This window comes from Bacillus sp. ISL-47, from assembly GCF_018613175.1.
GTDB lineage: Bacteria > Bacillota > Bacilli > Bacillales > Cytobacillaceae > Cytobacillus.
The window spans coordinates 1-26303 of the sequence record NZ_JAGGQS010000043.1 but is presented as its reverse complement, the minus strand read 5'-3'; the positions used below and the strand labels follow the sequence as shown (position 1 = coordinate 26303).

The window sequence follows — 26303 nt, the reverse complement described above, 5'->3', positions numbered from 1 at the left end:
AGAAAAGCTAGTCTATCGGGTTGCTTTCAAGGGTGCCAGTCCCAGTTACGCTAAGGCATGAGCGAATGAGGGGACTGGCACCCATTTTCTTTAATATCAGGTATAAGCTGTTAAGTAATGCCTCATTATTCACGAGTTTACTTAGCACACAGAATGAAACTATTCAATGATTGTTCATTACCACTAGAACGATTCATCAGTTCATAGTAACTATTGATTAATGTTTGCATCATGGCAGAGGTATTAGTGAATTCGTCTTGGATGATATTTGCATAATCCTTTTCCCACTGTGCGTCTTGCAGGTATGTCGCGTCGACTGTAAGCTCCTTCTCAATTTGAAAATTTGCTTGTTTAAGTAAATGTCTAATCTGCGTTTTGTCAAACAGGTTTTGAATGTTTCCATCATTCTTCACAAAGCTGGAATACAACGCTAGAATAGAGACGGCATAAAAATGGGCACGCTGAGTCATGCTGGTAAAATCAAGGTCCCATTCTGCAAAGCATATACGCTTAGTCATTTTACGCAGTCTTTGGAAGTAATTCTTAAGATCTTTCGGATCCTTAAAGTACCAGGAAGAATGCGATAATACTGCGATGTCGTACGGTGTAATCGTTTCGGAAAAATTCATAAAGTCCATTTCAAAATGAAAAGTAATACGTTCCCTTAAGGGAGACTTCTTAATTCGATCTGTTGCTTGGCCTAATGTTAATGGTGATCCGTAATCGGGGCTGGCAATATCAATTGCGGTTACATGTCCGCTTTCTCCTGCTGCATTTGCTATTGCAGCGGTCGTGTCCCCTTGCCCACAGCCGATTTCCAGGACACGCATTCCTTCTTGAATATTAAAAGCTTCCACTAAACTCAAACGATGCTGCAGCTGAATCTGTTGGATAAAATCCTCTTCATAAAGATTGTACGCGGATAAAAAGGTTTTTGTTATTTCGTTAAGTTGAAATGATCTCATAGCTTTCTCCTTATAACTATTTTCGTTGCACCTAGCTTATAGGGGTACTGAAAAGGTGATAACTCGGATAATGAAACTTTTACGAAAAAGATTTATTTAATATATACACCATCAATTCATCCACTCTTTCTTTAATTAGTTCAATTTAATCACAATTAATTATTGCTGCATATGTTTTATGTAAAAGCTGTGTTCAAGCTGATAAGTTGATATTTGCACCCTGTTTATTTATATTAGCTATTTTCGCAAACTTTGTGGCTTTTTTTAACAAGTAGTGAGGGGAGGCAAATTCTATTAAGCTATTTGCTTTGGAAAAAAGAAGGTATCCCAAAAGCGATACTTTCGGGACACCCTCTTTTTGTTACCACGTATAAGCACCTTCACATGTATTAGCCTTCGGTTCATAGTAACAATGTAGTTTAAATTGTCCTGCAAATGGCTGATCGTACCATGTAGGTGGACATGGAGCATACGGATTAAAATACCAAAGAGCATACTTGGAAGGATGTTGTCTCCAATAGTCTAAGGTTTGTTTGGCTAATCTTTTTTCTACACTTCTTGCTCTGTTATAAAAAACATTACCCTTCTGTACCGCTTCAAAAGAATAATTTCCTCCTTGTACTTGAAAAATCACCTGTGGTATTGTCCTTAAACCTTCAAAATCGAGACAATTAGCTTTTCGTCGATTTACAATTACATTACCAACCATAAGCATCCCCAGTTTTCCTTCACCTTCCGCTTCTGCTCTCATCATCCTTGCCATTAAAGCAACGTCACTGTCTGTATATTGTACTCTTGGCATTTTTATCACCTCTAAAAGAAGTGTATTAAGAAATCCTGCAAAAATGTTAACGGGTTCAGTTAGAGGGGAGAAAATATAAATAGCGCTGTAATCAATGGAAACAATCACATTGCATAAAAACAAAGGGGAGTTTTTAACCTCGATAAAAATATAATTATAATCAGCAATTTTTTATTGATAAACGATAAAAATCGTTTTATAATCAATATACATTAAATGAATGAGGTGCATTTTATGAAACAAGGAACAACACTCTTTTTAAAGATAGCTGTTATTCTGATTGGAATTCCGATTCTTGCTTTGTGCATTTTTTTGGTGCCTGAGATAGCAAATTTTGCAGCAGAGCTGTATTCGGAACATGCATATATGAAATATCTCATTTTAATCGATTTGTATGCATCGGCGATCCCTTTTTATTTTGCTCTTTATCAAGCCTTTAAACTTTTAAGCTATATTGACAAGAATAAAGCCTTCTCGGACTTATCTGTAAAATCTTTAAAGAATATAAAAAATTGTGCAATTACCATCAGTATTTTGTATGCGGCAGGCATGCCTCTCTTCTATCTTATGGCCGAAAGAGACGACGCCCCAGGTATTATAGTAATCGGATTGGTCGTTATTTTTGCTTCAATGGTGATTGCAGTCTTTGCTGCTGTTCTTCAAAAACTGTTAAAAGAAGCGATTGATATAAAATCAGAAAATGACTTAACGGTCTGAGGTGAAAACAATGGCTATTATTATTAATATTGATGTGATGCTGGCTAAAAGGAAAATGAGCGTAACAGAACTTTCTGAGAAGGTTGGAATCACAATGGCGAACCTTTCTATTTTAAAAAATGGAAAGGCAAAAGCAATAAGGTTTTCAACATTAGAGGCAATTTGCAAAGCATTAGAATGTCAGCCCGGAGATATTATAGAATACCGATGTGATGATGAATAAAGCAAGAATATTCAACATTGATAGGAAAAGAAAGGTTTTTCTGACTTTTGATAAAAGGGGAGTTACATATGAATGTAACCATTCAAAATTTGGAGGCAAAAATCACAAGAGCAATCAAACAACTCGTTCGTTTTGGCTGGGACCAGGCCCTATCCTGTTTGTTTCCTGTCGTTATTTTTGCTTCTTTGGCTTTTACACAATTCATGCCGCTTCCCTTCCTGCCGCGTTATGACTGGCTGCTCATCATCTGCCTTCTGATGCAGTGGTGGATGGTGCGGTCCGGGCTTGAAACACGGGATGAACTAAAGGTAATCACATTATTCCACCTTATTGGACTTTCTCTAGAACTTTTTAAGGTACATATGGGATCCTGGTCTTATCCAGAGGAAGGTTATTTCATGATTTTTGGAGTGCCTTTGTTTAGCGGATTTATGTACGCAAGTGTAGCGAGTTATCTTTGCCAGGCGTGGAGGAGGTTAAAGGTTGAACTGGTTAAGTGGCCTCCGTTTTTGGTGGTTGTACCTCTTGCAGCTGCGATTTATTTGAATTTTTTCACCCACCATTATTGGATTGATGTTCGCTGGTGGCTATCTGGACTTGTCATCATCGTCTTTTGGCAATCATGGGTCAAATACGAGGTTGATGGGATTAGTTACCGTATGCCAATTGCACTTTCTTTTGTGCTCATCGGATTTTTTATATGGATTGCCGAAAATATCGCAACGTTCTTTGGAGCCTGGGAATATCCAAACCAAACTGATGCATGGAGTCTCGTTCATCTAGGAAAGGTGAGTTCGTGGCTCTTATTAGTGATTGTTAGCTTTCTTATTGTGGCGACGTTAAAGCATGTTAAGGGAAAAAATTCCGCTAAGATAAATGCCAGTCAATTCTTATAAATGTTAATGGCCCTTTTTCATGAAATATAAGAAAAAAGGTAGATGCAATATTCGAAAAGCCCCAGTAAGCGTTCAAAATAACAATCTGTTTTAATTGTGTGCCATTGCATGTTATAATGAGAAACTTAGGTAATTACGACTTTAGCCCATATTTGAAACGGATGCCAAGAAAAGCCTCCGCCTAGCGATAAAAAATTGAGGTGTAAGAGAATGAATAAACGATGGACAATCGGCAAAATTAATGAGTTTGTTGAGAAAAATTCGGAAAGTAAATTACTTACGACGGAATATCACGGTTTTTCTCAAAAGTTATTATTTAAATGTGCATGTGGCAGCAATTTTGAAAAAACATTTACAAAATTTAAAAATAATAACCAACGCAAATGCGACGTGTGCCAACCGCCAAAAGCGTCACGTTAATCATATAGCGAATGAACGAAGTGCTGATCTCTATCAAATAGAGGTCGGCATTCCTCTTTATTTTGCTTCTGGAAGGACCAAACCTGGATAAAGAAAAAGGGAAAATATAAAATCCGGCCAAATACACGGCCGGATCTGAAGGGGTAAAGAAAAAGGGCTGTATGATGTTTCGGGTACAAACCTTATTATAATGCGTAAATATTAACAAACTATGAACGAAACTTTTCTAAACCATTAAAAAGTAGCTTCACGTTAAATTGGTACATAGAAAGGACAGTATACAGGCTTCAGACAAACTTAATCATTGAACCAGAATAAAAAACATCCCCTATTTCAACTATGGAAATAAGGGATGTTTGCAGTTATTCATAAATCTATTCAACGGTTTCATTTTTATTTCTATTTTTTACTAAAAATGCTGCAGTAATCCAGGCAGTGACTGGAATCACCAGCGTTACCCCAATTCCCGCACTAAAGATTGTAAGCATCTCGGCACTAAAGATTTTTGAATTAACGATTTCTCCTGCAGAATAGGATAGATCTTTAAACCAAATAAGCAATGCCAGGTATCCGCCAAAAAAAGCAAAAAATAACGTGTTCGTACTTGTTCCCAAGATATCCTTTCCAATGCCTAAGCCAGCTTGAAATAATTCCTTCCTGCTGATGTCCGGATGATGATAATGGATTTCCCGCATCGGAGAAGAGATGGCGATGGCAGCATCCGTAATGGCTCCGATTGTACTCATGATGATGACTGATACGGCAATTTTAACAAAATCGACTCCAATATAAAGGGAAAATATACTCAGTTCTTCTACTTCTTCTTCACCAAATCCCTGGATCATCGCCTTTTCTGTAACAATGACAATAAACAGGATCAAGATTACAATGGTGATGACCGAAGACAAAAATGCTGTTTTGGTTTTAATGTTCACTTCGTTTATGTAAAAAAGATTGATGCAGCTAATCACAGCACATGCAATCAATGTGACGATAATCGGATTAATATTTGGATCGTTCATAAAAAACAGGACAAAAATAATCATACCAAAATTGAAGAATATAGCAAAAAAGGATCTTGCTCCTTTTTTTCCGCCGATCAGGGTCATCAAAATAAATAATATGGCAGCCAGCAAAACTAATGCATTCATGTTCTTGCCCTCTTTCTATTTATAAAAAATATAGAAATATAAAGGCCGATCGGAATGGTTAGTACGATTCCGATGCCGCCAGCCAGTGCCCGGGCTAATTCCAATGAAAGGTTCATGGAAAGCGTAAACCCTAATGGTGAATCATTCTTTATATACAAAACAAGCATAGGAAGGGAACCGCTTATGTAGGCAAAAAACAAGATATTTGTCATGGTGCCCATAATATCTTTTCCAACCTCCATTCCAGAACGCTTAAGTGCTTTTACTGGAATGTTTTGATTCTTTTCATACAAGCTAAACAGGGAAGAAGACATGGTAATGGCTACATCCATAACAGCTCCCAAAGATCCGATAAATAATCCTGCTAAAAAAACCATTTGATAGGGGCGTGTGATAAATTGCAGCTCTTCATATCTTAGCCCCTTTCCAGAGGTTACCCAAATGACAAGATAGGTGACCAAAAGCGAAAAAAATGTAGCCAGCAATGTTGCGACAATGGCTGCATAGGTCTTTTCATTAAAACCGTTTACGAGCAGCAAGGAAAGGACCGTAAATAAAATAACCGCTACACTGCATATCAGTAAGAGGCTTGTTTCAGAATTAACCAAATAAATATCCAATGCATAAGAGAGCAATAGAGCATTGACTGCCAAACTTATAATCGAAAACAGTCCCTGTTTTTTTCCAACAAGTAGCAGGATAAGGATAAAGATCCAACCGACAATTAATATGTAATGATCCCGTTTAAGGTCTATTATCGTTCCATTTAAATCTGTTCCACCTTCTTTATTCTCGCTTATTGAAACAAATACTTTTTGCCCTTCATGAAACTCCTGGTCATAAGCTTTAGATGCAGAATATTGATTCTTTAAATGAATCAGCTGCCCCATCTTTTCACCATTCTTTAATTCGGCTATTATTTTCTGTTCATATAGCTTGTCCTCATTATCGTAAATATCTATTACCTCTTCCGAGTGAATCAGATCAGCTTCTACCACTTCAGCAATTGGCCTGTCATAGAAAGGTTCATTGTGATATACAAATAGAACCGATGCTGCCATACAAAGTGCCAAAACGATGTACAAGTAGAATTGATGGTAAGATGTTTTTTTTACTTGTTTCAAAATAAACCTCCGAGTCTTATATATGCGAATATTCCCACGTAAAACCAGTCCGCAGTGTCCCTTGTAACGGACTAAGAATAACAGGGACATTTTCGGACAGTCAAGATAATCATTGCAGTTTTTTCAAGTTGTGACTTTTGTTGCAGGTTTGTTTACATTAAAGGATATTCACCGCAGCGCGGTTCGCTGAGCATCCTGGAGCGGAAATCAACCTTTCCTCGCTACTGTTTGAAAGCAACAAAGTTTGCGAAAGGCCTTTGTTTAATTACCTTTCCAAAGGGTATGATAACATTGGAAATTATTTGTTAATATGGACAACTATTCCACCTGATTACTAAGCAAAAATAAAAAAGAAGCTATGGTAAAACGGAAAGCACCCGGATATATACTTCTAAAACAGAGGTAAAATATGGGTAGTCAATTTAAGGAGGTTTAATTGTGGCAGAGAACAAAGATATGAATTCCTCAAACGAACAAGATGCGAAACGTGAAACACTGACAACGCGGCAGGGTCATCCTGTAAAAGATAATCAAAATATCCGTACGATTGGAAGCCGAGGCCCAGCGACATTAGAGAACTATCATTTTATTGAAAAAATTTCCCATTTTGATCGAGAAGAGGTGCCGGAGCGTGTTGTACACGCAAGAGGTGCTGGCGCATTTGGTTATTTTGAAACGTATGGAAAAGTTGGAGATGAAGCAGCTGAGAAGTATACCCGGGCGAAAGTCTTTTCTGGTGCAGGAAAGAGAACACCGTTAATGGTTCGTTTTTCCACCGTAGCAGGAGCGAAAGATTCTCCGGAAACAGCAAGAGACCCTCGTGGCTTTGCAGTAAAAATGTATACGGAAGATGGCAATTGGGATTTGGTTGGGAACAACCTGAAAATTTTCTTTATCCGTGATGCGATGAAATTCCCTGATATGATTCATGCGTTTAAAGCCGATCCAGTTTCAAATGTACCAAATCCTGAGCGGATGTTTGACTTTGTATCCCGTACACCAGAAGCTACGCACATGATTACATTCTTGTTCTCACCATGGGGAATTCCAGCAACTTACCGCCACATGCAAGGCAGCGGTGTAAATACATATAAATGGGTAAATGAAAAAGGTGAGGCCGTGCTGGTGAAGTATCACTGGGAGCCGAAGCAAGGGATCCGTAACTTAACACAGGAAGAGGCAAACTCTATTCAAGCGAAGAACGTCGGTCATGCAACTCAGGATTTATTTGAAGCCATTGAACGTGGAGACTATCCGGAATGGGAGCTCTTTGTGCAGATCATGGCGGATGATTACCATCCTGAACTTGATTTTGATCCGCTCGATGATACTAAGCTTTGGCCGGAGGATAAGTTCCCGTGGCTGCCAGTTGGCCGTATGGTACTTGATCGCAATCCAGTGGATTACCATGCAGAGATTGAGCAGGCCGCATTCGGTACAGGCGTTCTAGTCGATGGAATGGACTTCTCTGATGATAAAATGCTGCAAGGCCGTACCTTTTCTTATTCCGATACACAGCGCTATCGCATAGGTGCTAACTATCTGAAACTGCCAGTGAACGCACCGAAAGCACCTGTTCGCACGAACCAGCATCGTGGTCAAATGGATATTCGTGATCCAAAAGAGTCTGGAGAGAATCCGCATATTAACTATGAACCATCAATGAAAGGCGGCTTTAAGGAAGCTCCTGAAGAAGGCTATTCACCTCATCATCCAACGTATAATGCGGCAGCCTTGAGTGCACCAATTGATCGCCCAAACAACTACGGTCAAGCGGGACATACATACCGCAGCTTTGATGATTGGGAGCGCGATGAACTAATCAAAAACTTATCCGAAGCAGTATGTGACAAAAGAATTCAAGATGCCATGATTGAGCACTTCACACAAGCTGATGAAGATTATGGCCGCCGTGTGAAGGAAGGAATCGAAAAAGTAATGAACGAACTGCAGGAAATGAGCGCTGAAAGTAAAATTCCAGGCCGTGAAGCTGGAAAATCGAAATACGGACAGGGTTCAATCGCTGAGAACGAAGCAACTAAAGAAGCTGTGAAGAAAAGCCACGAAACTGATCCATATTAATCATAGTCTAAAGATGCAAGGGCTGTCGCGAAGGTTAGTCAATCTGACTGAAGGGCAGCCCTTCATTTTTACCCGCTTCATGTCCTTGTTCTGAGCCTGAGCCCCAATGCGTTAAATATCAGCAATAACAGAAATAAAGACCTATTCCTAAGACATAAAAAAGAGAGAGTGGTTCTTCGTTACATCCACAAAAAAGACCAGCCCGATTCCGTGGCTGATCCATCCATTAAACCTCACTCTCCAAATAATCCTCAGATACTGCTATAAACTCCCTGACTGCAAACGATAAATATTTATCCTTTTTCCAAATCATGCCTAGCTCCAAATTTACCGCAGATTCAGAGATAGGGAGCACAATAAGTTCTCTATTGTTAATATCACTGGATATTTTACTGGGCAATAATGCGACTCCCAGTTTTCCTTCGACCATTCCCAGCAGGAAGTCTTTTTGGGAGCTTTCACATACGATATTGGGCTGGAAGTTGTTTTTCGAGCATTCTTCTATAATCAGGTCGTAAAGTGTGAAGTCTTTTCGGTATAAAATAAAGGGCTCATTTGCTAATTCTGAGAAGTGGACTTCTTTTTGTGAAGCCAAAGGGTGTTCTCGGTGCACAATTAACTTTAGTGGATCCCTTAAGACATTAATGATTTCAAAACTGCTGCCTTGTGCCGGTACTGTGCAAATCAAGCCAATATCCAGAGAACCGTCTTCAACACCTTTTTTGATTTTTTTCGTTCCTACTTCAGTTAATGTAAACTTTATAAGAGGAAATTTCTCTTTATACTGGCTGATCAACTTTGAAAAGAAGGCCGCACCTACTATTGGGGGAATGCCAATCCTTATCTCTCCGCTCTTAAGCTCCATAATATCTGTTAGCTCCAAAGTCAGATTTTTAAAGGCGTGAAGTACTTTCTTTGCATTGATTAAAACCGCTTTACCTGCATCGGTTAATTCTAATTGTTTCGATGACCGGTAAAACAATGGAACTCCTAATTCGCCTTCCAAATTTTTTATGGCTTTACTAATAGAAGGCTGTGTTACATGCAGTGTTTGCGATGCTTTTGTAAAACTTAAATGCTGGGCTACTTCCGCAAAATACTCTAAATGCCTTATGTCCAACAGAACTCTCTCCTTTAATTATGTTTTCCCTATAACCAAAAGGAATAAAGTATATAGATTATATGTATTTCATTTATAGGTAACTCTCATTATATAATAAACTACAATATTAGAATACTGAAAATTATTAATATTCAAATCAACAATAAAGGGAGCTGGTTAAGATGGATTTACAAAGAGAATCACTATTACTGCATGAGAAATTTAAAGGGAAATTATCTATCGACGTGAAAATGCCGCTGAATAGTATGAAGGATTTAAGCTTAGCCTATTCCCCAGGAGTGGCAGAACCGTGCCGGCAGATTCATAATGTTCCTGAGAAAGTCTATGATTATACCATTAAAGGCAATTTAATTGCGGTCGTTTCTGACGGAACTTCCGTATTGGGACTCGGAGATATTGGCCCAGAGGCATCCATGCCTGTTATGGAAGGGAAGGCTGCTCTTTTCAAAGCGTTCGCGGGGATTGACGCTGTTCCTATTTGCCTTGATACAAAGGATCCTGATGAAATTATAAAAACCGTGAAACTGCTGCAGCCATCTTTTGGAGGCATTAATCTAGAAGATATTGCTGCACCAAATTGCTTTTACATTGAGGAACGACTTAAGCAAGAAATGAACATACCTGTCTTTCATGATGACCAGCATGGAACAGCTATTGTAACCGCCGCAGGCTTAATAAATGCGTTAAAGCTGGTAAATAAAGAGGCTGGCGAAAAAAAAGTAGTAGTTAATGGAGCGGGTGCTGCCGGAATAGCGATTATAAAACTATTAATAACTATGGGTGTAAAGGATATCATTATGTGTGATACAAAGGGAGCCATTTATGAAGGCCGGCAAGTAAGAATGAACCCGATTAAAGAATCTGTAGCCAGAATCACAAACAAAACGAAACGCCAAGGGCTGCTGGAGGATGTCATTGCAGGTGCTGATGTATTTATTGGGGTTTCCTCTGCGGGGGCATTAACAAAGGAAATGGTGCAAACGATGAACCGTGACTCGATCATCTTTGCAATGGCCAATCCTATACCGGAAATTATGCCAGATGAAGCCAAAGAGGCAGGTGCTGCAGTTGTTGGAACTGGCCGCTCTGATTTGCCTAACCAGGTAAACAATGTTCTAGCATTTCCAGGAATATTCAGAGGTGCATTAGATGTAAGGGCTACCGATATTAATAATGAAATGAAATTGGCTGCTGTGGAAGCTATTGCAGGTTTAATTGATTGCAGTGAATTGTCCCCGGATTATGTAATACCGGGTCCGCTGGATAGTAGAGTGGTTCCGGCTGTTAGAGATGCTGTAGTGAAGACTGCCCAGGAAACAGGAGTTGCCCGAAAGGAAATCTTAAAGAGTGATTTGGTAAACCAATAATAATAGAATTTTTTCGCCCGCGGTTGGGATGTCTGGCTTGGTATCGGGACCAGAACGAACATAGAATTACTTGCTTGCGTCAATTACCTGTTTGGTCATTGATAGTCCATAAATAAGGGAGGATGATAACGATGAAAGTATACGAAGTAATTGAAACCAAGGAATTGTTCTGTGGTGAGATCATGGAAGACTATTACATCATTTATGAACAAACAGAGAATAAGGTTTTTGAAATGAAAGATAATTATCTGTTTCAAAAGGAAAGCTTTGTTGAAAGGACCATTAATATATATAAAGGAAATTCTAATTCCACTTTACAAAAAGTTCAAACATACCCTATTAAGGACATAAGAAATGTTCGCAAAATTATCGTAAATGACTTTCCGGGATTATTTAAAAAGGTTCAGTTTGCCAGTTGAAAAGGATTATACAATAAATTAGTACCTGCCCTCTGGCTGCGTTTAAAATAAAAATGAATGTGACAAGTCAATTTTATAGGAAGTTATTTAAATGAGGAAAAAAGGCAGTCTCTGTATTAGTGAGACTGTCCTTTTTTGTGCTCAGCTCTATGTTTAGTCTAAAGGAAAGAAACATATAGAATGCCATCTTCTCAAAAAGGATTTTGCATAAAAGCCCCGCCTTTATTTAATATCAGACCAGCCTGCACATTCATAAACCTTAAATAGTGGAAAAACATATTTACTATATGTATTATAGTTACACGTCTAACTGTGAAAAATAATATATCTAGGCTGTTTTCGCAAAGTTTGATGCTTATAAACTAGTTTTAATTACTGAGTTGATTNNAGGAGGCTCCCGTTCCTCCCCGCGGGTTCGCTGCGTGACTGGAGCGGAAATCAACGGGCAAGCTTTATAGTCCAAAAACAACAATCTATACGAAAAGAGCCTATATCTAAAATGGCTTTACCAAAGAGTTCTTTGGTAATATTTCTGAAGTGATTTATAAAAAGGGGTGGAGTAATGATTCAGTTTGACAATGTGTCAAAACAGTATCCTGATGGTACTCATGCTGTTCATTCAATAAATTTAAACATAGAGGAAGGCGAGTTTTTTGTTATTATCGGACCAAGCGGATCGGGAAAAACAACTGCGTTAAAAATGATCAATAGGCTTATTCCTCTAACAGAGGGGACAATCCTGATCAATGGCAAAAGGGTAAGCGATTATGATATTCATGAATTACGCTGGGATATCGGATACGTCCTCCAGCAGATTGCTCTTTTCCCGCACATGACGATTGGGGAAAATATCGCTATCGTTCCGGAATTGAAAAAATGGGATCATGATAAAATTCAAAAGCGGATCGATGAGCTGCTGGAGATGGTTGGACTGGAGCCGGAAATCTATCGAGATCGCATGCCGCACGAGCTTTCTGGGGGACAGCAGCAAAGAGTGGGTGTGACGAGGGCGTTAGCAGCCAATCCGGCAATTGTTCTAATGGATGAGCCTTTTAGTGCGCTGGATCCATTGAGCAGGGAAAAGCTTCAGGATGACCTATTGCATCTTCAGCGGAAAATTAAAAAAACGATCGTTTTCGTAACACATGATATGAAGGAAGCTTTAAAGCTTGGTGACAGGATATGTGTGATGAAGGATGGAGAAATCATACAAATTGGTACTCCAGAGGACCTTCTTGCCAATCCTGTAAATGAATTTGTCCGAAATTTCGTTGGGGAAGAGCAGGGAATCACAATGTCAGGTTTTAATCTACATAATCTCATTTTGCAAGCATCAGAGAATGAAATTTCTCAAATTGACCGTACAATTTCCGCATCTACTTCAATGGATGAGACACTTAAAGAATTAGCAGAATATGATGAGCTTGTTGTTGAAGAAGATGGAAAAGTAATTGGAATCATCAACAGGCAGGCAATCATTCGCCAGTTGGCTGGCGAAATGCAAAAAGAGGTGAGATAAATGGGTACCCTCAGTTCTGTTTTTAATGAAAGAAAAGGCCAGCTTTTTAGTGTTCTGATTGAGCATATTCAAATTTCTTTAATTGCTTTATTTTTCGCCGTGTTAATAGCGATTCCGCTAGGGATTTATCTAACAAAAAAGAAAAAAATCGCAGAGGGGATCATTGGGGTTACAGCCGTTTTACAGACAATTCCTTCTTTAGCGTTGCTCGGACTGCTGATTCCTTTGTTTGGAATTGGCAAAGTGCCCGCCATTATTGCGCTGGTTGTATATGCACTGCTGCCTATTTTAAGAAATACATACACAGGCATTAAGGAAGTTGATTCCTCCATCCTAGAGGCGGCAAGTGCCATGGGAATGAATAGGCGAAAACGGCTCATGAAGGTAGAGCTTCCTTTAGCCATGCCAGTCATTATGGCCGGAATCCGCACGGCTATGGTGTTAATAGTAGGAACGGCTACTCTTGCAGCCCTTATTGGGGCAGGCGGCCTAGGGGAGCTCATACTGCTTGGAATTGACAGAAATAATACAACCCTTATCATTCTTGGAGCGATACCAGCCGCCTTACTGGCCATTCTTTTTGATATGCTTCTGCGCAGATTTGAGCATATGTCCTTTAAAAAGTCGCTAACTGCATTGGGTGTATTCATCGCAGCAATGATAGTGTTAATAGCCATGCCGTTACTGGCAAAAGAACCTGAAGAGGATATCGTCATAGGCGGAAAAATGGGATCTGAACCGGAAATCCTTATCAATATGTATAAGCTGCTGATTGAAAATGAAACAGATCTTAACGTAGAGCTAAAGCCTGGGCTAGGGAAGACTTCGTTTGTATTTAATGCTCTGAAGTCTGGGAGCATCGATGTTTATCCCGAGTTTACCGGAACAGCCATTGCTGAATTTTTAAAAGAAACAGCCGTGAGCACGGACCGGGGAGAAGTATATGAGCAGGCAAGAAAGGGGATGCAGGAACAGTTTAATATGGAACTGCTAAAACCAATGGCCTTTAATAATACATATGCATTGGCAGTACCTGATCAAATGGCCAGTGAGTTTCAGCTTCAAACCATTTCGGATCTTCAGACTGTCGAGCAAAATATTAAAGCAGGCTTTACACTTGAATTCTCCGATCGGGAGGACGGATATCGAGGCATTCAAAAGCTTTACGGCCTTGATTTTCCAACCGTACTGACAATGGAACCTAAACTTCGTTATGGTGCGATTGAAAAAGGTGAAATAAACCTGGTGGATGCTTACTCTACAGATAGTGAAATTGCCAGGTATAACCTTACTGTATTAGAGGATGATAAAAATCTATTTCCGCCATATCAAGGTGCACCTATGTTAAGAGAAGAAACTGCAGAAAATTATCCGAAATTGGTAAAAGCCTTAAACCAGCTTGGCGGGAAAATAAGCGATGAAGAAATGCGTGAAATGAACTATAAAGTAAATGTTGATGGTGCAAGTCCTGAAGAAACTGCCAGAGAGTTTTTAGAAAAAGAAGGATTGCTGAATTAGTAATGGAGAAACCGTTTGGAAAGAGTCCAAACGGTTTTCCTTATGGAATTCTAGTAAATACCTGTTATATAAAAGGGCAATAAACTATTTCCTTTCCTTGTCCATGTCATACGCCCCTTCGCTTTATAAGCGTTCGCATAATCTATTAATAAAAGTGAAAGGGGTGTTAAATATTGGGTTTGAATGTAACTGGGTTTAAGAAGATTACCCCGGTAAATGGGTTTGATAAGGCCGATCCAGACAATGCCATGCAAAATAATTACGCATGGTCTGTTGCTGAATTTGGAGAATACCTTTATGTTGGGACAGGCCGTAATATAGTGTATTCTGTGCTTTCGAGCGGTGCAGTAATTGGCGATATTGATGTGCCAGAGGAATTGACCCCAAAGAATCCTGATTTTAGCGGTGAGATTTGGCGTTATAAGAAAGATGGAAGCGAAAAGTGGGAGCGGGTCTTTAAAGATCCGTCACTTGGTGTTATCGGCTTCAGGTTTATGATTACCTACCAATCACCTTCAGGAGAAACAGCTCTATATGCGGGCTGTGCCACTTTTAGTCCGAATTTGCTTGTTTTGAAGTATACGGATGAGGAAGGTTGGCGTCCGCTGCCAGCTTTATTAGCGGGCGGGTCAACTAGAACAATGGTCGTTCATAACAATAAGCTATATTTGGCTGCACTGCCAGGGAATGAGCTGAATATATCCAATACGCTGCTATATGTAAGTGAAGATCCTGAGAAAGATGGCTGGGAGCAAATTGATTTAACAGGTGATCCTGAAAGAAATCCTCAAGGCAATGGAATTATCATGACTAGCTATAATAATAGATTGTATATTGGGACAGCCCTGCCTGAAGGATTCGAACTCTGGCGCTCAGAAGATGAAAATCCTAGAGCAAACAGCTGGATAAAAGTTGTTGACAAGGGAGCAGGCGATGCGAGGAATGAAGTGCCTTTAAGCTTGGAAATCTATAAAAATCACCTGTACCTTGGAACAGCAGTTTATTTTGGAATCTTCAGCCTAGACCCGAATGATAGACTTGTAACTCCAAAGGGATTTGACTTAATCAGAATTGACAAAGATGATAACTGGGAACTTGTCATCGGCAGCGCGCCTGTTGAACCGGCAGATCCGGAAACAGGTACACGTGGTCCGGCAATCAGCGGATGGCCATCAGGCTTTGGCAATATAGCTAATGGCTATTGCTGGCAGCTTAAAGAGTATAATGGCTCGCTTTATCTTGGAACATGGGACTGGACAGATCTTATTCCGCCGCTTCTGCCTGAAGTGCTCAAAAGCTTCGTAAATGAATATCCTCTTTTAAATTTAATACCGATCGAATGTTTGTCTGACATCTTCTTTGCATTAATTTCTCCGGCAACTCGTTTGACCTTTGGCTTCTCTCTATGGAAATCACCGGATGGTATTCACTGGTTCCCCGTTACGATAAATGGCCTTGGCAACCCGAAAAACTATGGATGCCGCAATCTGTTTGTCTCCGAAAATGGCAATCTCTATCTTGGTACTGCAAATCCATTTCAAGGTTGTGAAGTATGGGTGAAAGAGAAGTCTAACACGAAAGATCTGCTTACTGAAATGCTTCAGAAAAATCTTTCTACTCCCAAAGGCCACATCCTCCGACCTTCTAAAAAATCGAATTTGCTAGAATCAGCTTTATATCAAAATGGCTGCCTCTGGCAAAAGGAAGCGGCTCGCGTTAAGACTGGGTTAAGTAAAATGATCCAAAGCTTGGGGGATTCAGCCAGAGATCATAAACAATAAGGTTAGGAGCTGCATCCAATCATATATGAACAAAGAAATGAAAATATAAAAGGGGGCCTAAACCGCACATGCGTTTAGGCCCTCTTTTATAAAGCAGTATAAAGTTTCTGGTACTGCAGGTTTTAAAATGTCCTCTCACATCATACATTTTTTAAAGAAATGCAGGGGTGGTGGGGCAATGAATTTCGAAATGCAAAAAGCGAATCTGCTGGCGGAAAATATAAAGGATTTTATAGGCTTCATCCATAAAAATTTGGAGAACAATATCTTTTTTATGGATAGGGATAAATTATATCAAATCAAGCTGATTGTGGAGGATTATAAGTTTCATATTCTGGCAGATGAGCTGATAAGAATTAATCGGTTTACCTGGGATGAAAAGTACACGCATTATTTAGTGAATCAATTTAAAAAAGGGCTGAGCATTATTGATGAGTATGTAGAAAGAAATGATAACAGCTTATTCATGATGGCCGGTCGATTGTATACTTTAAAGAATCTTAGCTCCATTTTCAGGAAAGATTAAAAACAGTGGATATGAGGTGCTAAATGAAACCCGTAATTGGTGTTACTTCTGATTTACATGACCAGCTTCTTTCCCTTTCAATGGATAATATAATCTCATTAATAAACGCTGAAGCTGTTCCTATTGTGCTTCCCAATCTGTTGGATGAAGAGAATGCAGATCAATTAACTGAAACAATGGACGGTCTGCTTGTTACTGGGGGAGGGGATATTGATCCGATCCTTTTTGGAGAAGAACCACATCAAAAACTTGGAAATATCTGTCCCGAACGAGACGCTTTCGAAATAAGCATTATTCATAAAATGCTTACTCTTGATAAACCCATTTTAGCCATATGCAGAGGCTGTCAAATCCTTAATATTGCTGCTGGAGGAGATATGTATCAGGATATCTATACACAGCTGGACGGAACTCTGCTGCAGCATTCCCAAAAATCTCCTAAATGGCATGCTACCCATTATGTAAATGTAAACAAAGATTCACTATTGTACAAAATTGCCCAAAAAGAAAAATTTAAGGTGAATAGCTATCATCATCAGGCTGTTAGAAAAATGCCGGTAAACTTCGAAGTGTGTGCAATATCAAATGATGGAGTTATCGAAGCTTTTGAGAGTAAAAAGCATACCTTCGTCTTAGGTGTGCAATGGCACCCTGAATGCATGACCCAAAAGAAAGATGGTACGTCAATATCCATTTTTCATGCATTTGTCAGAGCTTGTATAAACAGAAAAAAGTAACCCGATTAAAAACAGATCAGCCTTTTCCTGGGCTGATCTGTTTTGGTAAAGATTTTATTGCTCTAATCCATGCTTTTTAACGACTGCTTCATTTTCAAGCATATCCCACATGCCTTCATCTTCCATTCCTAATCTCCAAAGTGCCAGGCCTCTTATGCCAAGGCGGTCTGCAAGTTCAGCTTTGGCTTTAATACTTGCCCGATTTTCGAACCATACCTCATGATTAACCCCGTTTGCATCTGTATAGGCGAACATCGGGGTTTGTGTTTCTTCATCAAAAATAATTTCTTTATTATATTGCTCCGCCAGTGCCATCGCACGGTCAAATGATGCATAGGCAGCACGGCCTGTTTCAAGGTTAAAATCAAAACCGAATACAGACACAGCCGCCACGATTTTTTCTTTCGGCATGACGGTCATCGCATAGCGCAGGACTCTCTCCATTCGCCCGATAGACACAACCGGTCCCGGACCGCTTCCAGGCCAGCCATGCTCGTTATAAAGCATAATGACAAATTGATCAGTTGGCTTATGAAGATTTGGATAATCAAATGGCTTCGCAAAAACACTCGGATCCTCTGGTCCTGTTTTGGATGGTACAGCGGTTGAGAAGAAATACCCCCGTTCATCAAAAACGCGGCCGATGATTTGGTATAACCGCGTTAAGCGATTTCGGTCCTCTTCCAGGACATCCTCGATATCAATATCGACACCATCTAAGCCATATCTTTCAACTAATCTGGCTAAATTTAAAGCAAAAGCATTCATATTCTGTTCAGATGAAACCAGTTCATGAACAACCTGCTTTGCCAGTTCAACTCCTTCTTCATATAAAAGGTTATGGACAGTAGCCAGCATTTTTACATTATTGCGATGGCCGATTCGGACTAGCTGCCGTACTTCTTCATCGGTGAATTCCCCAAACTTTTCAATGGTTGTTGGATTATCTTTGCTGATCCTAAATAAGAATAATCCATTCTGAGAGATATTCGCTGTGTTTGCCACAAAGGACTCATAAGAACTTGGCAATGTAGGGCCTTCTGATAAGGTGTAATAACCTAAAATTTGTAAAGTGGGCTCAGAGCCATCAAATGCTCTTAAGGTGGATACAGTTTTGGAAATCCATCCGGGATCCCCATTGAATAAAGCAACCTTATACCAATCTCCTTGAACACCAAGCAGTGGCAGCCTTGCTCCGCGGTCCATCTGGGCAATGGTATTAAAAGCAGTGCCTGGCCGCTGCCTTACATTCGCGTTGTCTGCACTGACGACCACCTCCGAATATACCGGGATCCTGAGTCTTTGGCCGATTGACAAATCCGCGCTTTCTAAATTATTCAAAACCACAATACTCTCGGCAGTGGTATTGTACCTCCGGGCTATTTCATATAAAGAATCTCCGGCTTTAACCACATATTCCGTTTGTCTTTCTTCACCATTTTTTGCTTCTGGAATAACGAAATTTTCTCCAACATAAATGATATTAGTCCGCAGTTGATTCGCTCTTCTTAATTCTTCAATGGTAACACCAAATCTCGCTGCAATCGTGTACAAGCTGTCTCCAGGCTGAACCATATAAGTATTTCGTTCATTGTGTACTGGAACCGCCAATGACTGGCCAATATAAATGGTATTTGTCGATAGGCGATTAGCATTTTTAATGCCATCAATATTTGTTTTGTATTTTAGCGCTATTGTATATAACGAATCTCCGGGCTGAACGATATAACGATCATTCATTCGCATCACATCTCCCTCACCAATGCATCTATATCTATATATGCATGGAGATGGGATTTTTGACAGTTATTTTTAGGCGGGTAAGGCTTCAGCTCCGGAAAATGTGCAGACCGCTATGTTGGTCGTTTGCATAGGAAATATTGCATCTCTCTTTTTATATTAAATTGCCTTATAATAAATGGAGTTTAATAACTTCAAAATTTGACCAGGCTTAGACTAAGATAAGGTCTGCAAAATTAGTTATTCCCAAAAAGTCTGTTCTCAATTTTAAATATGATAAAGCAGAGGTTGAGCATAATGGCGAAGCACAAGATATTAAGAATACTGGAAAAAGAATTAGTAGTTGCCCTTGGCTGTACAGAACCTGTTGCGATTGCTTTAGCAGCAGCTACGGCTAGGAGCTATGCAGAAGGGCAAATAATAAAGATTTGCTTAAAAGCCAGCGGTAATATTATCAAAAATGCTAAATCCGTCGGGATTCCTGGCATGACTTCGAGCGGATTGGATTTCGCGGCTGCCATCGGGGCGGTTGCTGGAGATCCTAATAAACAGCTTGAGGTTTTAAATGGAGTTAGCCCTGAAGGTGAGCGAACCGCGCTAAAACTAATAGAAGATGGCAAAGTAGTTTCCTGCCAGGCTGACACGCCGAAACGACTTTATATCGAAGTGAGTCTTAAAACAGATAAGCATACATCAAGAGTTGTTATTTCTGATAACCATAGTAATATTTCCTTAATAGAGGCTGATGGTAAGTTAATTTACCAGGGGGGATGCGAGAATATTGGGATCCAGTCGGATGAAGAGGAATTAATCTCTCTCTCAATTGATGAAATCTATGAATGGGTTCATGACACCGATCTTAGCTGCTTATCTCTTGTGAAAAAGAGTATTGAGCTAAATAGAATCATAGGAAGAGAAGGCCTTACGGGAGAGCACGGGCTAAAGGTCGGAAAAACAATCAGGGAAAATGTAAAGAAAGGCATTTTATCAGATGATATTGCCACTGCCGCGATGTCCTTGGCAGCGGCTGGGTCAGATGCTAGAATGGCAGGCTCTACTCTACCTGTCATGGCAAACACCGGGAGTGGCAACCAGGGGATAGCCGTCACCCTTCCAGTTGTTGCAGTCGCAGAGAAATTGCAGGTTACGGAGGAGAAGATGATTCGGGCGGTTGCACTCAGCCATCTTATTACAATTCATATAAAATCAAAGTTTGGCCGTCTTTCCGCGTTATGTGGTGTTACAGCAGCAGGAATGGGAGCAAGCGGAGCTATTGTCTATTTGCTGGATGGACACCTGCAGCAAGTCAAAGCGGCGATTCAAAACACAATTGGGAACGTGTCTGGAATGATTTGTGACGGAGCCAAGGCTGGATGCGCCATGAAAGTATCCACCTGTTCAAACGCTGCCGTACAATCTGCTTTGCTTGCACTAAACAATCAAGAAATTAAGTCCACAGATGGATTTATTCATGATGATGTGGAAAAAAGTATCGAAAGTTTTTGCAAGCTCGGAAATGAAGGAACTCATCATACAGACGAATTAATTTTGAAATTAATGATGGAAAAATAAGTTCACTAAGTTTCACACATTTAGATCCATAAGCCTATACACGTTAAAAAGTTTCAGCAAATATTTATCAAAAAGAATTTTGTGTAAAGGCCGCTTCTATAATGTAATGCTTTTGGGTAAGTCCGGAATTATATAACATCTTTTCAAAAGGCTGTTTCCGCAAACATTCTTGCTAATTACAACGTGGTTGGTAGTGGTTGACTTCCGCTCCAGGATGCTCAGCGAACCGCGGGGTGGGCGGTGTGAGCCTCCCACTGGACAAAAGCGCCTGTGGGGTCTCGCCTGTCCCACTTCTCCCGTTGGACTTTGAATAAGCATCTTCGAATCATCACTGCACGAAGGAAATGCGAATGAATTTTCGCGGGATTAGCACCTTGCGCTCCAATCAACCAACCTTTTTTGCTATACAAGAACAATAGTCTTTTAGAAAAGAGTCTTTCAAAAATAAAATTAAAAAGGAATGAAGTGAATTGAAGGAATATCCCAATCTAATAAAAATCAGGCAGAAATTTTACGCTCCAAAAATTGAGAATGCAGAAGCAGAAACAGCCAAAGAATTAAACCGCAAAGAGATATCAGAACGTATTCGTCCAGGTGCAAATGTTGCCATTGCGGTTGGCAGCCGCGGAATTGCCAATTTACAGACAGTGGTGAGGACAATAGTAACAAAAGTAAAAGAGGCAGGTGCGAATCCGTTTATTATTCCTGCTATGGGAAGTCATGGAGGCGCTACAGATAAGGGGCAGGAAGAGGTTTTGCACAGTTATGGGATTACTCCTGAAAAGGTTGGAGCACCCATTTGTTCTTCTATGGAAGTAGTTGAAATTGGAAGGACTCGGGACAGCATTCCCGTCTATATTGATAAATTTGCATCAGAAGCAGATGCCGTGATTGTTGTGAATCGAATTAAACCGCATACCAATTTCAAAAGTGAAATTGAAAGCGGTATCTGTAAAATGCTGACAATCGGTTTAGGAAAACATATAGGTGCATCACATATTCACAGTTTCGGTATTTATGGTTTGAAGAATCTCATTCCGGAGATGAGTCAAGTGCTCATTGAAAAAATGCCAATTTCTTTCGGAATTGCTATTATTGAAAACGCTTATGATGAAACTGCCTATATACAGGCGATTGAGGCTGAAAAATTGCTGGAAACCGAGAAGAAGCTGCTTTTAACAGCAAAGGAACTAATGGCCAGCCTTCCATCTGATAACATTGATATTTTAATAGTGGATGAGATGGGTAAAAATATAAGCGGGACCGGGATGGATACGAATATTATTGGCCGTATATATGTTAGGGGACAAGAGGAGCCTGATTCTCCTGATATCCGTTTTATAGGTGTTCTTGATTTGACTGAAGAAACGAATGGGAATGCTATAGGCATTGGTTATGCTGATTTGACCACTCGCAGGCTAACCGGCAAAATCAACTTTGACTATACATATACCAATGTAATTACTGCCGCTTTCCCACAGCTTGCTAAAGTTCCGATTACATTAAAAAACGATAGGGAGCTTATGGATGTGGCTCTAAAGTTTGTCGAGCCCAAAAAAGCAGATGAAATTAGAATGGTTAGGATAAAAAATACACTTGAGCTCGCAGAAATTGAGGTTTCAGAAGCATTATGGAACGAGTTGAAAAAGAATGATCGATTTGAATTATTGGTACCTGGCCCATACCCTATGGTTTTTAATCAAGATGGCTTTCTTATGAAACTAACGAGTTCTTTTAATTTAAAAAAATGACAAAAAGTCCTGAAAGAGTTTGACTCTTTTAGGGCTTTTTTGGACTCAAAACTGAAGTAATGCCAGAACAAACTATTTGGAAAAAGAATTAGGTATTAAAATTTTTAGTCCGCCCTTTATTGGTAACCTTAAGAAATGATCCCTCTCCGAAACATCTCTGCAATTGCTTGTGTCCGGTTTTGCGCACCTAATTTTTTGATGGCTGTTTTTATATATTGGTTGATGGTGACTTCACTGATAAACATCGAATCTGCCATTTCTTTTATGCTTTCCCCCCAGGAAATCCTCTTCATGACTTCCATTTCTCTTCGGCTTAATAGCTGCGGATCTTCCGGGCCATTTGTTTTTTCGAGTATCTTTCCTACCTGGCGCCCATATTTGGTAAAAGAGGCAACCAGCTGATCCGTTATGTTTACACCATCGTCAAACTCATTTGTACAAATGTATCCGATTGCGACGGAGCCAAAACATATGGGGGTTGCCAGGAATGAATTCACATTGGAGGTGGTTATGTATTTAATGTTTATTTGTTTAAGATACTCAAGCCCTGAACAATATTTGGCTTTTCTTTCATAAAGAGCTGAGTAAATGAGCGGCAGGGACCGGATATCATCCCGGATATCCCTGATATGCATTAATCCGATAGAAGTGATTGCAATAATTCCTTCTCCTATGAACCCTAAAGGGGAGTACCTGAATAAATAGGCGTTTTTAACAGGGAAGGTATTCATATAAACTTCAAGAATTTTATACAGCTTCTCTTCATGCGTGTCCACCTCTTCTAAAATCTGGATATTATCCAAAAAGGTAGGATCAATTGTCATATTATCACCTTCTTTATAGGGATATTATATATAGAAAATTATGAATATTCAAATTAAAAGTAAAGTAGTAAGCTTTAACTAGAGTCAATACTTATTCTTAGAGAGGAGGATCGCAAGGACCTGGCAAGTTTCACGAAAAAATGTAATCGCTTACAAAGATGAGAGTTGCTTAATGTCCGATTCAAAGGTGGAAACAAGCTCGCTTAAAAAGATGAGGAGGTAGAACGTATGTCATCCAATCAAAAATCGAACTCTCTCACGGATCTTGATGCAGTAATCGTAGGGGCAGGCTTTTCAGGACTGTATATGCTTTATCGTCTGCGTGAGGCAGGTTTTTCAGCGCGTGTGTTTGAAGCAGGCGATAATGTAGGCGGAACATGGTATTGGAACAGATACCCCGGTGCCCGCTGTGATGTTGAAAGCATCTATTATAATTACACTTTTTCTGAAGAGCTTCTGAAGGAATGGAACTGGTCCGCCAAGTACGCAGAACAGCCTGAAATCTTGAGCTACATAAATTTTGTGGCAGATAAGTTTGCTCTTCGTAAAGATGTACAGTTCAATACTCGCGTGCTTTCAGCCCAATTTGATGAAAAGAGAAACAGATGGAATGTCCAGTTAAATAATGGTGAAACTGTATCTTCTCAATATTTTATTACAGCTGTAGGCTGCTTGTCAGCGTCCAATGTACCTAAATTTAAAGGTTTGGAATCATTTAAGGGTGAATGGTACCATACTGGCCACTGGCCTCATGAAAAAGTCGAGTTTAACGGAAAACGTGTTGGTATTATTGGAACCGGCTCCAGTGGCATACAAGCCATACCAGTCATTGCAAAGGAAGCGCAGCACCTCACAGTATTTCAGCGAACTCCGCAGTATAGCAGCCCAGCCAGAAATGTGCCGAACGATCCTGAATACCTGAAAGATATTCGCAAAAATTACAGTGAAATCAGAGAAAAAATGCGTCATTCCATAACCGGCATACCTGAAACCCCTCGAAATATCTCAGTGTTTGACGAAACCCCAGAAAAACGGCATAGGGTGTTTGAAGAAGCCTGGCAAAAAGGAGGACTTCTTTCCCTGACTTACACATATAATGACTTGTCCGTAACTCCAGAAGCAAATGAAATTGTGGCTGAGTTCATCCGCTCGAAAATCCAGGAAACAGTCCAAAAGCCGGAGGTGGCGGAAAAACTACTTCCAAGATTCTATTATGGCACGAAACGCACGATTATTGATACCGATTATTTTGAAACGTATAACCGTGATAATGTGTCGCTGGTTGATGTCAAAAAAGCGCCGATCCAGGAGATCACAGCTTCCGGTGTGAGGACTGCAGATGCTGAATATGAGCTTGACATGATTGTGTTTGCCACAGGGTTTGACGCCATGACCGGCCCGCTGTTTAAAATGGATATCCGCGGAAAATATGGCGTCTCTCTGAAAGAAAAATGGGCGGGGGGTTCCCAGACAAGGACATACCTCGGGCTTGGTACAGCAGGCTTCCCGAACATGTTCATGCTGACTGGACCTGAGAGCCCATCCGTGCTGAGCAATATGATGGTATCCATTGAGCAGCATGTGGAATGGGTATCCGATTGCATTAACTATTTACACGACCATAACCAGGCGGTCATTGAGGTTAAGGAAGAAGCGGAAAATACCTGGAGCAAGCATTGCCGGGAAATCGCCGACCAAACCCTATTCACCAAAACGGACTCCTGGTATATGGGTGCAAATATTGAAGGAAAAGCGCGGGGCTTCCAAATCTATCTTGGCGGAGTTGGGACATACCGGAACATCTGTGATGAAGTGGCAGAAAAAGGCTATGAAGGTTTCACCTTGACTAGCGCAGAGAAAAGCGCTGTGAACTAAGGGAATCATGGATAGGGCAAGCTTTAGCCTTACCCATAACTAATAAATATTTAAGGGGGAAAAAGAATATGGCATTAGATCCGCAGGCAAAATTTTTATTGGAACAAATGGAGGCAATGGGTGCGCCGCCAATGAGCTCTCTTACACCAGAAGAAGCAAGGCAGACTACAGATTTTAGTGCGCTGGCAGGAGAGCCTGAGGAAGTAGGAAAGGTTGAAAACAAAAAAATTTCGGGGCCAGGCGGAGACATCCCGGTCAGGATTTATACGCCAAAAGGGGAAGGACCATTTCCCGCACTAGTTTACTATCATGGCGGAGGCTGGGTCATTGGTGACCTGGAAACAGTCGACGTGCCATGCCGGCTATTAACAAATCTGGCCAATTGTGTGGTAGTTTCAGTGGATTACAGATTGGCTCCAGAGCATAAATTCCCGGCAGCGGCAGATGATTCATATGCAGCAGCCAAGTGGGTGGCGGAAAATGCAGCTTCGATTGCTGTAGATCCGAGCCGGATTGCAGTAGGCGGCGACAGTGCCGGCGGAAACCTCGCAGCGGTTGTTGCCTTGATGGCAAGAGATAAAGGTGAAATTTCACTTGCTTATCAAATGCTCATCTATCCAGTAACCAACCACTCCTATGCAACTGAGTCTTATACTGAAAATGCAGATGGCTATCTGTTAACGAAAGACAGCATGGTCTGGTTCTGGAACCATTATTTACAAGATGAAGAGGCCGGAAAGAATCCGTATGCCTCACCGCTGCAAGCAAAAGACCTAAGCGGACTTCCTCCTGCATTAGTTCTCACAGGGGAATTCGACCCGCTCCGCGATGAGGGCGAAGCCTATGCACAGCGCCTGAAAGAAGCAGGGGTACCAGTCGAAGCGAAACGCTATGACGGCATGATTCATGGCTTCTTCTGGATGCCGGGAGCTCTCGAGCAGGGAAGAAAATCCATTGAGCAGGCGGCAGATGCATTAAATCGAGTTTTTCAGGGCAGTGTTGCGTCTAAATAGCAGAAAGGGAAGGACACTTCATTGGGGAGTGTCCTTTCCTTTTGGTTTTTGCAGGGGAGATAATTGAATATCGTAGACGAAACTCGGTGAAGCGGCTAACAAAGATTTCATGGAACCAAGCAAAGCGAAAAAGGTCGCCATAGAGCTGTCATGACGAC

The 26303-nt window shown here is 40.5% G+C and carries 23 protein-coding genes; 16 read left to right on the top strand and 7 right to left on the bottom strand.

What is annotated here, in order from left to right; all coding sequences use genetic code 11:
* Positions 1-137 precede the first annotated feature (137 nt).
* Both J7I93_RS14505 and J7I93_RS14500 read right to left on the bottom strand, forming a co-directional pair.
* Positions 138-965, bottom strand: a complete 828-nt coding sequence (locus J7I93_RS14505; protein ID WP_214726582.1) for an SAM-dependent methyltransferase — start codon at positions 963-965, stop codon at positions 138-140.
* A gap of 361 nt (positions 966-1326) precedes the next feature.
* Positions 1327-1767 (bottom strand): cell wall hydrolase, encoded by a 441-nt coding sequence (locus tag J7I93_RS14500; RefSeq protein ID WP_214726581.1) that lies wholly within the window; start codon positions 1765-1767, stop codon positions 1327-1329.
* A 234-nt stretch (positions 1768-2001) separates the two neighbouring features.
* Between J7I93_RS14500 and J7I93_RS14495 the strand changes: the two genes are divergently transcribed.
* The 4 genes from J7I93_RS14495 to J7I93_RS14480 all read left to right on the top strand — a co-directional run bounded on the left by J7I93_RS14495 (position 2002) and on the right by J7I93_RS14480 (position 4023).
* Positions 2002-2484 carry a DUF2975 domain-containing protein gene (locus J7I93_RS14495; RefSeq protein ID WP_214726580.1) on the top strand — a complete coding sequence of 161 codons (483 nt, stop codon included), beginning with the start codon at positions 2002-2004 and terminating at the stop codon, positions 2482-2484.
* A 10-nt stretch (positions 2485-2494) separates the two neighbouring features.
* Entirely contained in the window at positions 2495-2707 is a 213-nt protein-coding gene (locus tag J7I93_RS14490; RefSeq protein WP_214726579.1) for a helix-turn-helix domain-containing protein, read from the top strand.
* Positions 2708-2775: 68 nt separating this feature from the next.
* Positions 2776-3603, top strand: a complete 828-nt coding sequence (locus tag J7I93_RS14485; protein WP_214726578.1) for a DUF817 domain-containing protein — start codon at positions 2776-2778, stop codon at positions 3601-3603.
* Positions 3604-3813: 210 nt separating this feature from the next.
* Complete coding sequence (locus tag J7I93_RS14480) at positions 3814-4023, top strand: hypothetical protein (protein ID WP_214726577.1); 210 nt, start codon at positions 3814-3816, stop codon at positions 4021-4023.
* A gap of 374 nt (positions 4024-4397) precedes the next feature.
* Here the strand turns inward: J7I93_RS14480 and J7I93_RS14475 are convergent, their stop codons facing one another.
* Both J7I93_RS14475 and J7I93_RS14470 read right to left on the bottom strand, forming a co-directional pair.
* On the bottom strand, positions 4398-5174 hold the full coding sequence (locus tag J7I93_RS14475; protein WP_214726576.1) for a YibE/F family protein: 777 nt from the start codon (positions 5172-5174) through the stop codon (positions 4398-4400).
* Complete coding sequence (locus tag J7I93_RS14470) at positions 5171-6328, bottom strand: YibE/F family protein (protein ID WP_483297137.1); 1158 nt, start codon at positions 6326-6328, stop codon at positions 5171-5173. The genes J7I93_RS14475 and J7I93_RS14470 overlap by 4 nt, the downstream gene beginning before the upstream one ends.
* A gap of 408 nt (positions 6329-6736) precedes the next feature.
* On the opposite strand from J7I93_RS14470, the gene J7I93_RS14465 reads away from it, so the two are divergent.
* The gene (locus tag J7I93_RS14465) at positions 6737-8380 is read left to right on the top strand and encodes a catalase (protein ID WP_214726574.1); all 1644 of its coding nucleotides are present in this window, start codon (positions 6737-6739) and stop codon (positions 8378-8380) included.
* A 226-nt stretch (positions 8381-8606) separates the two neighbouring features.
* Here J7I93_RS14465 and J7I93_RS14460 read toward each other — a convergent pair whose 3' ends face one another.
* Positions 8607-9500: a LysR family transcriptional regulator gene (locus tag J7I93_RS14460; RefSeq protein WP_214726573.1), complete on the bottom strand. Its 894-nt coding sequence runs from the start codon at positions 9498-9500 to the stop codon at positions 8607-8609.
* A gap of 164 nt (positions 9501-9664) precedes the next feature.
* Between J7I93_RS14460 and ystJ the strand changes: the two genes are divergently transcribed.
* From ystJ to J7I93_RS14425, 7 genes are all read left to right on the top strand, one after another.
* Positions 9665-10870, top strand: a complete 1206-nt coding sequence (gene ystJ / locus J7I93_RS14455) for an NADP-dependent malic enzyme (protein WP_214726572.1) — start codon at positions 9665-9667, stop codon at positions 10868-10870.
* A 131-nt stretch (positions 10871-11001) separates the two neighbouring features.
* Positions 11002-11289, top strand: coding sequence for a hypothetical protein (locus tag J7I93_RS14450; protein ID WP_214726571.1), 288 nt, complete (start codon positions 11002-11004; stop codon positions 11287-11289).
* A gap of 562 nt (positions 11290-11851) precedes the next feature.
* The gene (locus J7I93_RS14445; RefSeq protein WP_214726570.1) at positions 11852-12808 is read left to right on the top strand and encodes an ABC transporter ATP-binding protein; all 957 of its coding nucleotides are present in this window, start codon (positions 11852-11854) and stop codon (positions 12806-12808) included.
* Positions 12809-14326, top strand: a complete 1518-nt coding sequence (gene opuFB, locus J7I93_RS14440; protein ID WP_214726569.1) for an ABC transporter permease/substrate-binding protein — start codon at positions 12809-12811, stop codon at positions 14324-14326.
* 173 nt (positions 14327-14499) lie between these two features.
* Positions 14500-16107 carry a Kelch repeat-containing protein gene (locus J7I93_RS14435; protein WP_214726568.1) on the top strand — a complete coding sequence of 536 codons (1608 nt, stop codon included), beginning with the start codon at positions 14500-14502 and terminating at the stop codon, positions 16105-16107.
* 178 nt (positions 16108-16285) lie between these two features.
* On the top strand, positions 16286-16633 hold the full coding sequence (locus J7I93_RS14430) for a hypothetical protein (protein WP_214726567.1): 348 nt from the start codon (positions 16286-16288) through the stop codon (positions 16631-16633).
* A gap of 23 nt (positions 16634-16656) precedes the next feature.
* Positions 16657-17370 carry a gamma-glutamyl-gamma-aminobutyrate hydrolase family protein gene (locus J7I93_RS14425; protein ID WP_214726566.1) on the top strand — a complete coding sequence of 238 codons (714 nt, stop codon included), beginning with the start codon at positions 16657-16659 and terminating at the stop codon, positions 17368-17370.
* Between the two features lie 54 nt (positions 17371-17424).
* On the opposite strand, the gene J7I93_RS14420 is transcribed toward J7I93_RS14425, so the two are convergent.
* Positions 17425-19110 (bottom strand): LysM peptidoglycan-binding domain-containing protein, encoded by a 1686-nt coding sequence (locus J7I93_RS14420; protein ID WP_214988481.1) that lies wholly within the window; start codon positions 19108-19110, stop codon positions 17425-17427.
* Positions 19111-19407: 297 nt separating this feature from the next.
* Here J7I93_RS14420 and J7I93_RS14415 point away from each other — a divergent pair, with 297 nt between their 5' ends.
* Positions 19408-20682 (top strand): L-cysteine desulfidase family protein, encoded by a 1275-nt coding sequence (locus tag J7I93_RS14415; RefSeq protein WP_214726564.1) that lies wholly within the window; start codon positions 19408-19410, stop codon positions 20680-20682.
* A gap of 470 nt (positions 20683-21152) precedes the next feature.
* The gene (locus tag J7I93_RS14410) at positions 21153-22433 is read left to right on the top strand and encodes a nickel pincer cofactor-dependent isomerase, group 22 (protein ID WP_214726563.1); all 1281 of its coding nucleotides are present in this window, start codon (positions 21153-21155) and stop codon (positions 22431-22433) included.
* A 128-nt stretch (positions 22434-22561) separates the two neighbouring features.
* On the opposite strand, the gene J7I93_RS14405 is transcribed toward J7I93_RS14410, so the two are convergent.
* Positions 22562-23257 carry a response regulator transcription factor gene (locus J7I93_RS14405; RefSeq protein WP_214726562.1) on the bottom strand — a complete coding sequence of 232 codons (696 nt, stop codon included), beginning with the start codon at positions 23255-23257 and terminating at the stop codon, positions 22562-22564.
* A gap of 228 nt (positions 23258-23485) precedes the next feature.
* On the opposite strand from J7I93_RS14405, the gene J7I93_RS14400 reads away from it, so the two are divergent.
* Both J7I93_RS14400 and J7I93_RS14395 read left to right on the top strand, forming a co-directional pair.
* Positions 23486-25132, top strand: coding sequence for a flavin-containing monooxygenase (locus tag J7I93_RS14400; RefSeq protein WP_214726561.1), 1647 nt, complete (start codon positions 23486-23488; stop codon positions 25130-25132).
* Between the two features lie 68 nt (positions 25133-25200).
* Positions 25201-26145, top strand: coding sequence for an alpha/beta hydrolase (locus tag J7I93_RS14395; RefSeq protein WP_214726560.1), 945 nt, complete (start codon positions 25201-25203; stop codon positions 26143-26145).
* Positions 26146-26303: the final 158 nt, after the last annotated feature.

Bases quoted from the DNA above. Each gene is read 5' to 3' on its own strand.
- J7I93_RS14505 (WP_214726582.1), bottom strand. From the start codon at position 965: ATGAGATCATTTCAACTTAACGAAATAACAAAAACCTTTTTATCCGCG.
- J7I93_RS14500 (WP_214726581.1), bottom strand. From the start codon at position 1,767: ATGCCAAGAGTACAATATACAGACAGTGACGTTGCTTTAATGGCAAGG.
- J7I93_RS14495 (WP_214726580.1), top strand. From the start codon at position 2,002: ATGAAACAAGGAACAACACTCTTTTTAAAGATAGCTGTTATTCTGATT.
- J7I93_RS14490 (WP_214726579.1), top strand. From the start codon at position 2,495: ATGGCTATTATTATTAATATTGATGTGATGCTGGCTAAAAGGAAAATG.
- J7I93_RS14485 (WP_214726578.1), top strand. From the start codon at position 2,776: ATGAATGTAACCATTCAAAATTTGGAGGCAAAAATCACAAGAGCAATC.
- J7I93_RS14480 (WP_214726577.1), top strand. From the start codon at position 3,814: ATGAATAAACGATGGACAATCGGCAAAATTAATGAGTTTGTTGAGAAA.
- J7I93_RS14475 (WP_214726576.1), bottom strand. From the start codon at position 5,174: ATGAATGCATTAGTTTTGCTGGCTGCCATATTATTTATTTTGATGACC.
- ystJ (WP_214726572.1), top strand. From the start codon at position 9,665: ATGGATTTACAAAGAGAATCACTATTACTGCATGAGAAATTTAAAGGG.
- J7I93_RS14450 (WP_214726571.1), top strand. From the start codon at position 11,002: ATGAAAGTATACGAAGTAATTGAAACCAAGGAATTGTTCTGTGGTGAG.
- J7I93_RS14445 (WP_214726570.1), top strand. From the start codon at position 11,852: ATGATTCAGTTTGACAATGTGTCAAAACAGTATCCTGATGGTACTCAT.
- opuFB (WP_214726569.1), top strand. From the start codon at position 12,809: ATGGGTACCCTCAGTTCTGTTTTTAATGAAAGAAAAGGCCAGCTTTTT.
- J7I93_RS14430 (WP_214726567.1), top strand. From the start codon at position 16,286: ATGAATTTCGAAATGCAAAAAGCGAATCTGCTGGCGGAAAATATAAAG.
- J7I93_RS14425 (WP_214726566.1), top strand. From the start codon at position 16,657: ATGAAACCCGTAATTGGTGTTACTTCTGATTTACATGACCAGCTTCTT.
- J7I93_RS14420 (WP_214988481.1), bottom strand. From the start codon at position 19,110: ATGAATGATCGTTATATCGTTCAGCCCGGAGATTCGTTATATACAATA.
- J7I93_RS14415 (WP_214726564.1), top strand. From the start codon at position 19,408: ATGGCGAAGCACAAGATATTAAGAATACTGGAAAAAGAATTAGTAGTT.
- J7I93_RS14405 (WP_214726562.1), bottom strand. From the start codon at position 23,257: ATGACAATTGATCCTACCTTTTTGGATAATATCCAGATTTTAGAAGAG.
- J7I93_RS14400 (WP_214726561.1), top strand. From the start codon at position 23,486: ATGTCATCCAATCAAAAATCGAACTCTCTCACGGATCTTGATGCAGTA.
- J7I93_RS14395 (WP_214726560.1), top strand. From the start codon at position 25,201: ATGGCATTAGATCCGCAGGCAAAATTTTTATTGGAACAAATGGAGGCA.